Annotated in this window: 13 protein-coding genes; 6 read left to right on the plus strand and 7 right to left on the minus strand. The window is 64.8% G+C overall.

All coding sequences use genetic code 11. The features are described 5' to 3' along the window. Positions 1–12: 12 nt before the first annotated feature. Positions 13–258, plus strand: a complete 246-nt coding sequence (locus QNO08_RS09125) for a helix-turn-helix domain-containing protein (protein WP_229965863.1) — start codon at positions 13–15, stop codon at positions 256–258. Then, positions 251–805 (plus strand): Clp protease N-terminal domain-containing protein, encoded by a 555-nt coding sequence (locus tag QNO08_RS09130; protein ID WP_229965862.1) that lies wholly within the window; start codon positions 251–253, stop codon positions 803–805. The genes QNO08_RS09125 and QNO08_RS09130 overlap by 8 nt, the downstream gene beginning before the upstream one ends. 117 nt (positions 806–922) lie before the next feature. Here QNO08_RS09130 and QNO08_RS09135 read toward each other — a convergent pair whose 3' ends face one another. From QNO08_RS09135 to QNO08_RS09145, 3 genes are all read right to left on the minus strand, one after another. Beyond that, entirely contained in the window at positions 923–1,525 is a 603-nt protein-coding gene (locus tag QNO08_RS09135; RefSeq protein ID WP_229965861.1) for a hypothetical protein, read from the minus strand. Between the two features lie 13 nt (positions 1,526–1,538). Next, positions 1,539–2,687 carry a zinc-dependent alcohol dehydrogenase gene (locus tag QNO08_RS09140; RefSeq protein ID WP_229965860.1) on the minus strand — a complete coding sequence of 383 codons (1,149 nt, stop codon included), beginning with the start codon at positions 2,685–2,687 and terminating at the stop codon, positions 1,539–1,541. 81 nt (positions 2,688–2,768) lie between these two features. Next, the gene (locus tag QNO08_RS09145) at positions 2,769–3,095 is read right to left on the minus strand and encodes a hypothetical protein (protein ID WP_229965859.1); all 327 of its coding nucleotides are present in this window, start codon (positions 3,093–3,095) and stop codon (positions 2,769–2,771) included. 128 nt (positions 3,096–3,223) lie between these two features. Here QNO08_RS09145 and QNO08_RS09150 point away from each other — a divergent pair, with 128 nt between their 5' ends. Together QNO08_RS09150 and QNO08_RS09155 are read left to right on the plus strand one after the other, a co-directional pair. Then, positions 3,224–3,868: a winged helix-turn-helix domain-containing protein gene (locus tag QNO08_RS09150; protein WP_229966092.1), complete on the plus strand. Its 645-nt coding sequence runs from the start codon at positions 3,224–3,226 to the stop codon at positions 3,866–3,868. Then, positions 3,816–5,069: an MFS transporter gene (locus QNO08_RS09155; RefSeq protein ID WP_229965858.1), complete on the plus strand. Its 1,254-nt coding sequence runs from the start codon at positions 3,816–3,818 to the stop codon at positions 5,067–5,069. Before QNO08_RS09150 ends, QNO08_RS09155 begins: the two co-directional genes overlap by 53 nt. Positions 5,070–5,228: 159 nt before the next feature. Here the strand turns inward: QNO08_RS09155 and QNO08_RS09160 are convergent, their stop codons facing one another. Then, positions 5,229–6,812 (minus strand): HNH endonuclease, encoded by a 1,584-nt coding sequence (locus QNO08_RS09160; protein WP_284155581.1) that lies wholly within the window; start codon positions 6,810–6,812, stop codon positions 5,229–5,231. A 364-nt stretch (positions 6,813–7,176) separates the two neighbouring features. On the opposite strand from QNO08_RS09160, the gene QNO08_RS09165 reads away from it, so the two are divergent. Further along, positions 7,177–7,668: a DUF3995 domain-containing protein gene (locus tag QNO08_RS09165; RefSeq protein ID WP_229965856.1), complete on the plus strand. Its 492-nt coding sequence runs from the start codon at positions 7,177–7,179 to the stop codon at positions 7,666–7,668. Positions 7,669–7,703: 35 nt separating this feature from the next. Here QNO08_RS09165 and QNO08_RS09170 read toward each other — a convergent pair whose 3' ends face one another. Beyond that, on the minus strand, positions 7,704–8,966 hold the full coding sequence (locus QNO08_RS09170; protein WP_229965855.1) for an RNA polymerase sigma factor: 1,263 nt from the start codon (positions 8,964–8,966) through the stop codon (positions 7,704–7,706). Positions 8,967–9,131: 165 nt separating this feature from the next. Between QNO08_RS09170 and QNO08_RS09175 the strand changes: the two genes are divergently transcribed. Continuing rightward, positions 9,132–9,389, plus strand: coding sequence for a hypothetical protein (locus QNO08_RS09175; protein ID WP_229965854.1), 258 nt, complete (start codon positions 9,132–9,134; stop codon positions 9,387–9,389). 38 nt (positions 9,390–9,427) lie between these two features. Here the strand turns inward: QNO08_RS09175 and QNO08_RS09180 are convergent, their stop codons facing one another. Beyond that, positions 9,428–9,868, minus strand: coding sequence for a YciI family protein (locus tag QNO08_RS09180; RefSeq protein ID WP_229965853.1), 441 nt, complete (start codon positions 9,866–9,868; stop codon positions 9,428–9,430). Positions 9,869–11,031: 1,163 nt separating this feature from the next. Beyond that, entirely contained in the window at positions 11,032–11,781 is a 750-nt protein-coding gene (locus QNO08_RS09185) for a DUF1648 domain-containing protein (RefSeq protein WP_229965852.1), read from the minus strand. Positions 11,782–12,115: the final 334 nt, after the last annotated feature.

Genomic DNA, 12,115 nt, shown 5'->3' on the forward strand with positions numbered 1-12,115 from the left:
TAGGCTGACGGCATGGAACCAGAAAGTGACCTCATCGGCAACGGAACAAGTCGGGATCCCGCCGTCGGGCTGCGTGCGGTGGCGGCTCTGCGGCGCTTGGTGGAGCAGCTGGAATTCCTTCAGGTGCAGAACGCCCGGAGGCAGGGCTGGTCGTGGGCGGAGATCGCCGCCGCCATCGGAGTTTCCAAACAGGCAGTGCACAAAAAACACGCGGGGCGCGTGGCAGTGTCCGCGGAGAGAGGAGAACACGATGTTTGAACGTTTTTCACCGGCTGCCCGTGCGGCCGTGATTGGAGCACAGGAGCAGGCCAGGCAGCTGGGAGACCACGAAATTACCGCCGACCACCTTCTGCTCGGCATCCTTGACGGCGGGGACAATCCTGCCGCCAGGGCCCTGCACCGGCTCGGCATCGGGCATGATGCCGTGGCGCAGCGGGCCCAGGGGCTCGGGGCCGCCGACGCGCAGGCGCTCGAGGCCATTGGCGTGGATCTGGAAGCCATCCGCACAAGTGCTGAAGCCAGCTTCGGCCCCGGCGCCCTGGACCAGCCCCGGCATCGGCGTTCGGGCCTGCTGGGCCGGCGCAGCGGAGGACACATTCCGTTTACCGCTTCGGCCAAGGCGGTCCTGGAGCAGTCCCTGCGGCAGGCCATTGCCTTGGGGGACAAAGTCATTGGTGCCGAGCACCTCCTGCTGGGGATGGTGGCCGGGGACAACGACCAGGCAGCACGCACGCTCAGGGCCCTGGGCGCCGAGCCCGCCCGGGTGCGGTCCGAAGTACTCCGGGAGCTCGGACGGGCCGCCTAGGGGCGGGCGGCGGCGTCGGGCGGCTAGGGTCGGGCGCAGCCTAGGGTCCGCCGTCGGGCGGCGGACCCTAGGCTGAACCCAACCCGAACGGGCCCAACCCGACTAGGCCCAACCAGGTTAGGCCCGGGTTGCCCGGTTCCGGGCTGCCCGGGCCAGGACCCGGGCAGCGGCAAAGGCGGCGGCGGCGGCCAGGATCCACGGTCCGGCCACGAACACCGGCGCCAGCGCCTGTCCCTTGAGATCTGCGCGCTTCTTGCCGAATCGGGAGGAAATTCCGTGACGGGTGAACTCGCTCAGGATCCCGGTTTCGGTGAGGGGATTGTCCGGGTGCAGGGTGAGGAAGGAACGCAGGTGGCTGCCGCCGGCGTCGACCCGGTCTGCGGCGATCAGGATGAGCCAGTGGGCCGCCCGCGCCTCACTGTATTTGTAGGCATAGCGGCGCATTGAACCCGACAGGCCCTTCAACGGAACGGAGGTGCCGAACACGGGGGTCAGGAACTGGTGCTCGATGGAACGTTCGCGCGGCTGCCTTTCCTCCTGCCGTTCCGGGAAGTCCCAGTGTGCGCCTGTCGGCAGGTCCATCCGTTCCTTCGGGACAGAGGGCCGGTCGCCGGGATCCAGATCGGCGCCCCAGCCGGGGATGCGCTGCCGCAACTGATCACTGCTGACTTTTCGCTGTCCCTGTCCGGCGAGATACGGCGTGCTCGGTGTTTCGGACATTGTTTCCTCGCCTTCAGTACGCGCTGGGGATCAGGAGCGGCTTGATGCAGTTATCGAGCTTGGCGGAGAACATGTGATAGCCCTCCGCTGCATGCTCCAGGGGTATGCGGTGCGTGATGATGTCGCTGGGTTTGAGGTAGCCGCTGCGGAGGTGCTCAAAGAGCCGCGGCCACTGCCGCTTGACCGGACACTGGTTCATCCGCAGGGTCAGGCCCTTGTTCAGGGCGTCACCGAATTTCACCGCGCTGAAAATGGGGCCGTAGGCGCCCACCACTGACACCGTGCCTGCCTTGCGCACCGAGTCAATCGCCCAGTTCAGGGCCACCGGCGACCCGCCCTGCAGCTTCAGCTGAGAGGCAGTGACGTTCTGGAGGAAGCTGCCGTCCGCCTCAGCCCCGGCCGCATCGATCACCACATCGGCACCGAGGTAATCGGTGGTCTTCTTCATTTCCACCACGATGTCCTCGTACTCGGCAAAGTTCCAGGTCTCCGCGTGCGCAAAAGTGCGGGCCTTCTCCAGCCGGTATTCCAGGTGATCGACGACGATGACCCGGCCGGCGCCCATGAGCCAGGACGACTTGGCCGCAAACAGCCCCACCGGGCCGGCACCGAAGACGACGACGGTGTCGCCTTCGCTGATACCACCCAGCTGGGCACCGAAGTATCCGGTGGGGAGGGCATCAGTAAGCAGCACCGCGTCTTCTTCGTCCATCCAGTCCGGAATCAGCGTGGGTCCCACATCCGCGAACGGGACCCGCACAAATTCGGCTTGGCCGCCGTCGTACCCGCCGCAGGTGTGGGAGTACCCGTAGATGCCACCGACTGCGGTGGCGTTCGGGTTCACGTTGTGGCAGTTGGAGTAGAGCCCGCGCTCGCAGAAGTAGCACGATCCGCAGTAGATGTTGAAGGGAACCATGACCCGGTCGCCGACGCTCAGGTGCTCCACCGAGGAGCCAACCTCATGGACCACCCCCACAAACTCGTGCCCAAAGGTGGTCCCCACCCGGGTATCCGGCATCATGCCGTGATAGAGGTGCAGGTCAGATCCGCAGATCGCGGACGCTGTCACACGCACAATGGCGTCATTGGGATGTTCAATCCGCGGGATGTCCTTTTCTTCGACCCGGACCTTGTACGGTCCGCGGTACACCATTGACCTCATCTGTCTCCCCGGTTTCGAAGCATGCTGCTTTTGAAAGCCCCCTGATGGATTCACCAGACTGCCTCCCCGGGCGGGAAGTCGTCAAGGGTGGCCAGCTGACGATTCCCTATCGTCTCCGATGGGCGAGGGCAGCTTGCGTGCCTCTGCTGCCGCCGGGGGAGTTGAGGTGAGGAGCTCGCTGTAGACAGCTGCCGCATCGGCCACCGGCCGCAGCTCTCTCCGCACCGATTGCCCGCGTGCCACCGCAAGGATCAGGCGCACCGTCAAACCCACGGCGAGCGCGCCCCAGAAGCAGGTCAGCAACAGGTTCACCACCACAGCGGCGTCCCGGCCCGCCGCCGTCAGCCCCACGACGACGAGCAAAGCGGCCGCCCCGAGGACCAACGCCAGACTTCCGATTCTCCGCATACCTGCACCCCCTTTCTGCAGAGGGTACGTCACGACAGCGGCCGTGTGCCCGGCCGCCGCCGCCCCTCCCAGCTGGGCACTCCTAAACATCCCTTGCTAAAGCGTTCTTTAGAATGCGCACTGTGGGCATGATTCCTGCCCCGAACGACAACAGCGATGCCTCCGGCCCCGACAGCCCCTCTACCTCGCGTACGGGGACCTATGCGGCGCGGGCCGGGGAGGAGGTCATCGCGGATCCAATCCGCATCAGGGCCCTGGCCCATCCGCTGCGGCTTGAGCTGCTGGACTTTTTGGACGACGTTGAGCAGGCAACGGCAACAGAGTGCGCAGCGGCGACAGGTGAATCCGTTGCCAGCTGCTCCTATCACCTGCGCATGCTGGCCAGGCACGGCTACATCGAACAGGCCGGCAGGACGGGCCGGGAGAAGCCGTGGAAGGTTCTGTCCCGGGGGAGATCCCATGTGCCCGACCGAAGCATCCCCGGCTCAGTGCATGCACTCTCCACAATGGCGGCCATCCATGTGAACCGGCAGCTGGACCGCATCCAGTCCTGGCTCCGCCGCGCGCCCCAGCTGCCCTTTGAGGACATGGACGTGGCAACCATCTCCAACTCCAGCTTTTATGCCACTCACGAGGAAATCCGAAAGCTGCGCGATGACTTGATCCGGATGGGCGGCCGGGCGCAGCCGGGCAACAGTCTGCACCCGCGGGCGGCAGCGCATGAGCCCCACAGCTTCCGGATCCTCCGTCACCGATATTGGCACCAACCGTGAGGCCCTCAGTCTCCCGGCGTTCCGTCGTCTGGCCCTGGCCTGGCTGTTCTCCAACTTCGGTGACTCCGTCCTGTACCTGACGGCGGCGATTTGGGTCAAACAACTCACGGGCAGCGACGCGGCCGCCGGTTTGGTCTTCGCCGCACTGGGGTTGCCGGCGCTCCTGTCTCCGCTGACCGGAAGGCTCGCTGACCGGTACCGCCGCAAGCCCCTGGTGATCATCAACAACATCTGCGCTGCCGCCGTCGTCCTGGTCCTGCTCGCCGTCCGCGATGCCGATCAGCTGTGGCTGGTCTACGCGGTGGTCTTCGTCTATGCGAACTCGTCCTATGTCACCGCTGCGGCGCAGTCCGGCCTGCTCCGCGATCTGCTGGCGGACCGGCTCCTGGCGCCGGCCAACGGCATCCTCAGCAGCATTGACCAGGGCCTGCGGATTGTCTCACCGTTGCTGGGCGCCGGCATGCTGGCGCTGTGGGGCATGGAATCCGTGGTGCTGCTCGCATGCGGGTGCTTTGTGGTGGCCGCAGGCATACTCACCACTCTGCGGATCAAGGAGTCGGTTTTCACGGAGGATGGCGAAGAGACCTTCTGGCAGAGCACGACGGCGGGGTTCCGCTTCCTGGCCCGCCACCCGCTGCTTCGACCGGCGCTCGTCACCATGTCCATTGCGGTTGGCGCTGTGGGAGTCATCAATGTGACCATTTTCGCCACCACTGAGCAGGGCCTGGGACAGCCACCTGAGTTCCTCAGCGTACTGCTTGGCGTGCAGGGGGCGATGTCAGTCCTTGGGGGCCTTGCTGCTTCCCGGGTAATCCGCAGGTTTGGCATCCGGACCACGATCGCTTTTTCCGTGGCAGTGCTGGCTGTGGGCGTCCTCCTGACGGCGTCGCCCTCGCTGCCGGTTGTTTTCGGCGGCACGGTATTGCTGGGTATCAGTGCTCCCTGGGCAGTCATCCCCTTTGTCACGCTGCGCCAGCGCGAAACGCCCGCCCGAATGCAGGGCAGGACTGCGGCAGCAACACATGTGGTTCTCAATGTTCCCCAGGTAGCTGTATCGATGGCAGCGGCGGCGGTGATCGGCGTTGTCGACTACCGTGTGCTGATTGCAGCGACAGCGGCCGTGTGCCTGGCGGCCGTACTGCCACTGCTGAGCCCGCGGACCCGCGCGGAGGCGGCTACGGAGGGAACTTCGGGGCCATAGGGCTGCCCGCTGGGATGCGATCATCGAACAGGTGTTCGATCAATCAGCGGTGTGTGTTCCGAGGTGCTTTCCACGGGGACGGCACTCGACACGGGGCACTCCTGCGCTCGCCGCCAGTTTGCCAGTTGCCAGGCGCTCGCTGATCATCTCAACCAGCCGCTAAGTCATTCCGAGTGGCCATATCCGTTGATGGTCCCTGTCGGTCGTCGTGGCGCTAATGACCGGTACACATGACCAGTGGGCGTCCGCGTCAGCACAGGGTGCCGCCCCAAGTACTGGAGGGTGGCCGTGAACGCTCCGGTTGCCGGTATGGACGGTAGGGGCGGCGTCCCCGGCGCCGTCAGTGACCACCTTGGCTTGATTGCATGCCACGCACAGCCCCTGAATATTCTCCGCCCTGGTGAGACCGCCCTCTCGGAAGGGACGGATATGGTCATAGTGCCGGATTGGTGCACCGCACCACGGCATCCGGCAGACCTGGTCACGGGCAGCGATCAGCCGGGCCAGACCGTCGGGCACCAGCCGCGCCCGGGAGTCCATGCCGGTGAGCCGGCCGGTGTCGGGAGCGACATAGAGACGGCGGAGCCAAACCTCAGTTTGCGGATCCGGGCGAAGCGGCTTCCTGCCCCAGCCGGCATTGTTGCCCGCTGCCCCAGCTGCACCGCCCGGATCATCCTCATCGGATGCATTGTCCGCATCGCCGGGTGACTTATCCCCGCCGGGCCGGGAGCCGCGGACGAGATCCCGCGCCCACTGTGCCGGCACCGTTCCATAGCCGTTCAGCACTGCAGGTTCAGCCCCATCGGGAACAAGACTTGCGGAATCTCCGCCTGAACGGCCCCCAGTCATCTCGTTGCCGGCTGCGGCTCCAGCATTTGCGGCGGGTGCGACATGGCTGGCAGCGGATCTGCTGCTCTTTCCGGCCTTGGCTGGACGGAAGCCGGAGATGGGAATGAGTCCGTGCAGCATCGTCCGATCCGTCATGATCAGCTGCACCTCAATTCGTGCATCCTCGGCCCGGGCCTGCCCGGTCACCCGTTCGACCAGTGTGTCCACCATGATCTGGCCTCGCCCCCGCGGATCTCCGGACGCACGCAGCCGGTCAGCCTCCCGCGACAGGGCAGCATAGACGCCAACACCCTGAGTCACGGGCAGCAAGCCGGTCAGATAGGTCATGGTGTCAGGTGCAGGGCGACAAGAGACATACCGTTCCGAGACGGCCTTTGCGGCACGGTTAACCACACTGTGCGGATCCAGGCCATAGGAGAGGGCCTTGACCCTGGCGATCAGCTTCGCATCCCCGAGCTGTTCAAGCTCGGCGAGGTTTCCGGCGATCTGCTCGTCCACACACTGCCGGTCCGGCAGGCTGAGGCAGGCCGTTTCCCGTACGAGGATCGTGGCCCGATATTCACTGATCGCCCCTTGGGAGAGGGCATTCAAGGTATGGGGCATCTCGGTGGTGAGGATTCTCGCCAAGCCCAGCAGCTGGGTTCCGCGGCGGGGAGACTCCCGCCGAGCCAACCCGATCTGAGAGCCAATTCCCCGGCCGAGCTGATCAGCCTTCAGCCCGGCGCGGGCCTGGGAGCGACGGCTCGAGGCATCGAACGCCGCCGTTGCGCGTGCCTGCGCTGCCGCGACCGCTGACTTCAGGTCTTCCAGGGCACGGATTTCGTCGATCAGCCGGGCCCGCTCAGCAGCCTCCAGATCCACCAGCGCAGGGCCGGAACCTGCTGCGGCTCCCAATACGCGCTCGCTTACGTCTGTGAATCCAGTGCTTCGGTTGCCGCCTTCGGCAGCTCGAGAGTAGTACATGCGTTCGATTTTAGTTGCGAAGGCCACACTTTACGGCGTTCCGAATTACCGGACATCCGGCGAAAGTACCTGTTTTTTGGAGTCGTGAGACCCGATCTGCGACTGAGCCTGCAGCCCCGCCAGCCAGAACCCGCCGTCGTCGTTCCTGCCAGGAGGCGGCGGACGGGACTGGAGGGGTAGGGAGACAGGGGCCAGGCACTCTGGACGGGGGACAGGGGGCAAGGGTAAGGAACAAAGGCCAGGGAACAGGGCATGGGCTCTGGAGGCGGACCAGCTGCGTGGCTAAAGTGCAAACGTGGAGCCCTCCCATCATCAACGGCTCAGCCGAACTTTCGTGTGGGTCGCGTGCGCCGCGGGTGCGGTGCACGCAGCCTTCAGCCTGTACTGGGCCGTCGGCGGCAGGTGGCTTCTGGCCACAGTGGGTGCATGGGCTGTCGAGCACGCAACCCAAGCTCCGCTTGAGGCGGGTCTGGTGCTGGGCGCCATCGGCACGGCAAAGCTGCTGGCCGCCGCGATTCCGCCAGCGGTTATCTACGGGCAACTGCCGTGGCAACGGTTCTGGCGTGCCCTGAGCTGGATCGGCGGCATCTTTCTGACAATCTACGGGGCGGCTAACACCGTCACCGGCGCTGCGGTGCTGGCGGGAGCCATCCGTCCGGCAGGCGGTTACGACGCCGCCGCAATGGTTGGCCACGCCTGGCTCTGGGATCCTCTGTTTCTCGTGTGGGGTGCAGCGTTGTGTCTGGCCCTCTGGTTCTCCCGCAAGGAGCCACAGTCTCTTCCGTAAATCAGTGTCTTCCTTAAATCAGGGTCCCCACTGAATCAGCCCCCGGCCGCCCGCCGTTCCAGCATCTCGCGCTCGCGGACATTCTTGGCCAGTGCTGCGGCTGCGGCGAATTCTCCGCGCGCCTCCTCCAACCGGCCAAGACGAACCAGCAGTTCGGCACGGACGCCGGGAAGCAGATGCGACCGGCGGAGGGTACCCTGAGCCACAAGCTGGTCCACGATGGCGAGGGCGGTGGCCGGCCCCGTGGCCATGGACACCGCCACGGCTCGGTTGAGCTCGACCACCGGGCTGGGCGCCACCTGCCCGAGCGCCTCATACAGCAGCACAATCTGCGCCCAATCGGTGCCGTCAAGACGGGGAGCCACGGCATGGCATTCCGCGATGGCCGCCTGCAGGGCGTAGCTTCCCCGCCCCCGGCCCAGCGAATCGGCCCGGGCAAGGGCGGCCCGGGCGCGCTGGATCTGAGTCCGGTCCCACTGCGTCCGGTCCTGGTCGGCCAGCAGCACCGCAGAGCCGTCGGGCCGGGTCCGGGCCGAAAAGCGCGAGGCCTGGAACTCCATGAGGGCGACGAGCGCCTGGGCCTCAGGCTCCTGCGGCACCAGTCCGGCCAAAATCCGCCCGATCCGCAGTGCTTCACCGGCCAGATCAGGTCTGATCCAGGTGTCCCCGGAAGTTGCAGCGTACCCCTCAGTGAACATGAGGTAGACGACACCCAAAACACCGCCGAGCCGTGGCCCCCATTCATTTGGTTCGGGGACTTCGAACGGAACCTTGGCGGCGGCAAGGGTTTTCTTGGCCCTGACAACGCGCTGCTGCACGGTGGCAGCCGGGAGGACGAAAAGCCGGGCGATCTGTTCGGTGCTCAGGCCGCCGACGACCCGCAGGGTCAGGGTGACCTGAGCCTGCCGGGACAGCACCGGGTGGCAGGCAGTGAACATCAGGCGGAGCACATCGTCGGGCACCGGATTCCAGTCCACGCCGCCTTCGTCCGGCATTCCGGTTGCCAGCACCTGGTACCGGTCTTCCAACCTGTCGGCCCGCCGCCAGGCATCGATGGCCCTGCGCTTGGCGACGGTGGTGAGCCAGGCTGCCGGATTGCGCGGCACTCCGGCCTGCGGCCACTGCGCCAGGGCCTCGGCAACGGCCTCCTGGGCGACGTCCTCCGCAAGACTGACGTCACCGGTGACGCGGGCCAACGCCGAGACAATGCGGGCACCCTCGATGCGCCAGACCGCCTCAAGGCGGCGGCTCACAGCCGCCGCCGGGGGAGAGGCAGCTCCGGGCTGATCCGTGGCCATGGCTCGCTCCTTCACCGAAGTAAGGACGCTGTGCAGGAACACTGTCTGCGTCTTCTACTATCCCGTCGATTCGAACTCAGGGATATCGACGGCAGCTGGAAAAATAGCGGCGCCTTCCACAGGCTGTTCCTCCTCGCTGCACCGCGCTCTGCCGCCTGGCTCTGGATGCTGGCGCTGGCTGCCGTTTTCAGCCAGACCGCGATCAACCTGGCCCGCCCGCTCATCTCCTACAAGGTCCTAGCCCTCCGAGGTGACGCGGCGGCGGTGGGCGCGGTCTCGGCGTCGTTCGCTCTGCTGCCCGGGATGGCGGGACTGGCCGCGGCTCCGCTGGGACCCAGCGGAGCCGTCTGGACTTCCTGTTTGGTGATGTCGCTGAGTGCTGCCGTGAAGGCGCCCTCGGCGAGGCGGGGCAAGGACGCCTGACCCGGGGCTCGTCGTTGTGGTGAGCCGCCGCTGTTCAGCTACCCGTTCTCAGCGCGCAGCTTTTCTTCGACGTCGCGCCATCCCTCTTCCTTTTGGATGTACTCGTTGTCCGCGAAGTCGGCAAAGTCCGAGGCATCAGTGACCCGGCGGACTTCCAGCTTTGATCCGGGTCCGAGGGGGCAACGGCCCGCCCACCCCGCAGCCTCTTCCTTCGAGGCGGCCTGAATGATCCAGAAGCCGTTGAACAGTTCATGAGTCTCGCCGTATGGTCCGTCGGTTACCAGCGGCGGATCCTCGGCGAAGTCGACGACAAAGTTGTCCTGGATTGCGTCGGCCAGCCCCTCGCCGGCCAGCAGGACGCCGGCGTTGATCATTGACTCGTTGTAGGCGCCCATCTGGTTGATGACCTCTTCCATGGGCAGCTTTTGATAGGCCGCCTTGGCCTCGTCGGTGGAACGCATGATGAACATGTACTTCATGGCCTGCTCCTTAGTCGCGGTGGGGGACACGCTGGGGGAAGCACTGTGCGTCTTCCACTATGTCGTCGTTCGGGGCTCCGGAATATCGACAGCGGCAAAAAACTGCTTAGCCCTTCACCGGCCCGCGCGCCGCGGCCGCATCAGTTCTATTGACCAGGTTGGGACATGGCCGCGACTGCTCGTGGCTGCACCTTGCGGTAGATCGCAGGGCGGGAGATGGCAAGCAGTTCAGCCAGTCCAGCCTGGGCGTGCTCACCTTTGTCGTGCAGTGATGTTCCCGGCGTCAACCCCGAAGGGCGCCAATACATCCCACTGAGCTGTGGGGCCGTGTTCGTTAGTCGAGCCGCGTGCAATCTTTCGCTCAGACAATGCAGATAAGGTGCCCTTACCGTGCATGTCACCGTACGGGTCTTACATGCATCGGCGGTGGCTATGGAATGTGGAGCTTTGCAGGAATGCTGAAGTGCACCGTGAGGGAGCTTTGCGGGAATGCTGAAGTGCACCGTGAGGGACCGGCTTACGGGCTACAAGAAGCTCGCTCACGAGGGCTGCTGGCAAGAGACTCTTAATCTGCGGCCCCTCGTCTAGGCTTCACCTATGGCGAATAACCAGGGAAATAAGAACTCGGCTCCTTCTATGTTTCTGCCATTGACCTTCAGCCTGGTGGTACTCATTCTCGGGTTGTGGGTAAGCGTCGCTACCGGCGAGTGGATTGCGATGATTTGCGCCGCGGGACTGGTCGTGATCCCAGCAGGAACGTATGGTGGTGCACGGCGTCGACCAAGGACCCCTGGCAAGTAGCCGGAAAGCAGCGGGTCGCTTCACCACCGAGGCCTCACCGCGATCCCATGGAGGATCGACTTTAGGGCGGCTCATCTCAGAATATCTGCGGCCGTTAGGCTGTGGATATGACTGCATGGAGCAGCTATCTGTTTGGGGTCTCGATTGTTTTCGGGGTGGCACGATAATGCTTGCTGAGAAGCTGCCGGAATGGTGGCGGCCGGTGCTGGACCTTGCCATGGTGCTAGCTGCTTCTGCTTTCCTAACGTGCTCCGTTCTGGAATATCGACGTCGGAGCGGGCAGCCGGCATCGTTTCCGTGCACACTTTGCGTCTAAGGTGCGTGGGGTCTGCGGATTGCAGCCGAATAGGAGAAATTTCGTTCTAGAGCGCCACGATGGTCCCTAAGACAAGTGGAAAGACAACAACGACACTCAGAAAAACGACGACGGCCGTGCGCCCCTTGGAATTACCCACGTTCACCGTCAAGCCGGTGCCTGTACCGGTGCGCTTGGGGACCAGGACGTGCGGATCCTCGGGATTGTTGTAGAACCCGCCCACGGTCCAGAGCTTTTCCTCTTCCTGCTCTGCTGCAGTGGGCCGGATTCCCCTATCCAATGCGGTGCGGCGCGCCCAACGTGAAGCGGCCGCGTAGGAGGCCAAGACGACTCCAAGGATCAACGCGGTTAGTAAAAGCGCTGGCCACAAAGGAACATGATCCGGATTCTTCCAACCTGCCACCGTCAGAAATCCGACAATGACGGCTAACAGGACGGAGGTGCCGCCCAAGGCTGCCACCGTGCCGCGGATCATTCCTTCCCTGCGGTAGAGCCCCCACGGAGTAGCGTCCCTATCTGGGGGAACCATCATGGGCACCGCCGCGGTGATCAGAGACAGAAAGATACTGACTCCGGCCCCCATCATCAAGGGGAAGAACACCGAGTTAAAGGACTTCGGGGACCAGGCATCAGGGTGCCCGCCTGCTCCCCAGTGGGTTGGAACTGTATCTGGAAGCGAGTCATAGTTGATTGCCCCGTAGGCGAAGCAGGACGCCAGGATAAGGATCGCTATGGGATGCAGCAGCCAGACCGGCCCGCGGCCGCGAGTGGTCGGTGTCTCAATGCCGGCAATCATGATGGGTAGCCTAACCGGGGTGGGGACCGATGCATAACTAGATCGATCCGGGCGCGTTTCGTAACGACAGGCACGTCTGCCATGCCATGTTCCTGTCGACAGCCTCCCGCCCCGGGTCGCGCTGGGGGATCGGCTTACGGGCACGGAGAGGTGCGTTGATCGGCACCTGGACCTTACGACAGAATGACGCGATGAGCAGCGACGGCGGGTGGTGGGACATCTTGGACACCGAGGGAACGCCGACCGGAGAGATCTTTCGCAGGGGTGCTGAGGGGTGGCCGTCCGGATGCTTTCATCTGGTTGTCGCGGTCTGTGCACAGCGTGAGGAAGGCAA

The sequence above is a fragment of the Arthrobacter sp. zg-Y820 genome, assembly GCF_030142155.1.
Lineage (GTDB): Bacteria > Actinomycetota > Actinomycetes > Actinomycetales > Micrococcaceae > Arthrobacter_B.

What these genes read in the sequence shown, in the direction of transcription:
- QNO08_RS09125 (WP_229965863.1), top strand. Translation starts at nt 13, where the DNA reads ATGGAACCAGAAAGTGACCTCATCGGCAACGGAACAAGTCGGGATCCC.
- QNO08_RS09130 (WP_229965862.1), top strand. Translation starts at nt 251, where the DNA reads ATGTTTGAACGTTTTTCACCGGCTGCCCGTGCGGCCGTGATTGGAGCA.
- QNO08_RS09135 (WP_229965861.1), bottom strand. Translation starts at nt 1,525, where the DNA reads ATGTCCGAAACACCGAGCACGCCGTATCTCGCCGGACAGGGACAGCGA.
- QNO08_RS09140 (WP_229965860.1), bottom strand. Translation starts at nt 2,687, where the DNA reads ATGAGGTCAATGGTGTACCGCGGACCGTACAAGGTCCGGGTCGAAGAA.
- QNO08_RS09145 (WP_229965859.1), bottom strand. Translation starts at nt 3,095, where the DNA reads ATGCGGAGAATCGGAAGTCTGGCGTTGGTCCTCGGGGCGGCCGCTTTG.
- QNO08_RS09150 (WP_229966092.1), top strand. Translation starts at nt 3,224, where the DNA reads ATGATTCCTGCCCCGAACGACAACAGCGATGCCTCCGGCCCCGACAGC.
- QNO08_RS09155 (WP_229965858.1), top strand. Translation starts at nt 3,816, where the DNA reads ATGAGCCCCACAGCTTCCGGATCCTCCGTCACCGATATTGGCACCAAC.
- QNO08_RS09170 (WP_229965855.1), bottom strand. Translation starts at nt 8,966, where the DNA reads ATGGCCACGGATCAGCCCGGAGCTGCCTCTCCCCCGGCGGCGGCTGTG.
- QNO08_RS09175 (WP_229965854.1), top strand. Translation starts at nt 9,132, where the DNA reads ATGCTGGCGCTGGCTGCCGTTTTCAGCCAGACCGCGATCAACCTGGCC.
- QNO08_RS09180 (WP_229965853.1), bottom strand. Translation starts at nt 9,868, where the DNA reads ATGAAGTACATGTTCATCATGCGTTCCACCGACGAGGCCAAGGCGGCC.
- QNO08_RS09185 (WP_229965852.1), bottom strand. Translation starts at nt 11,781, where the DNA reads ATGATTGCCGGCATTGAGACACCGACCACTCGCGGCCGCGGGCCGGTC.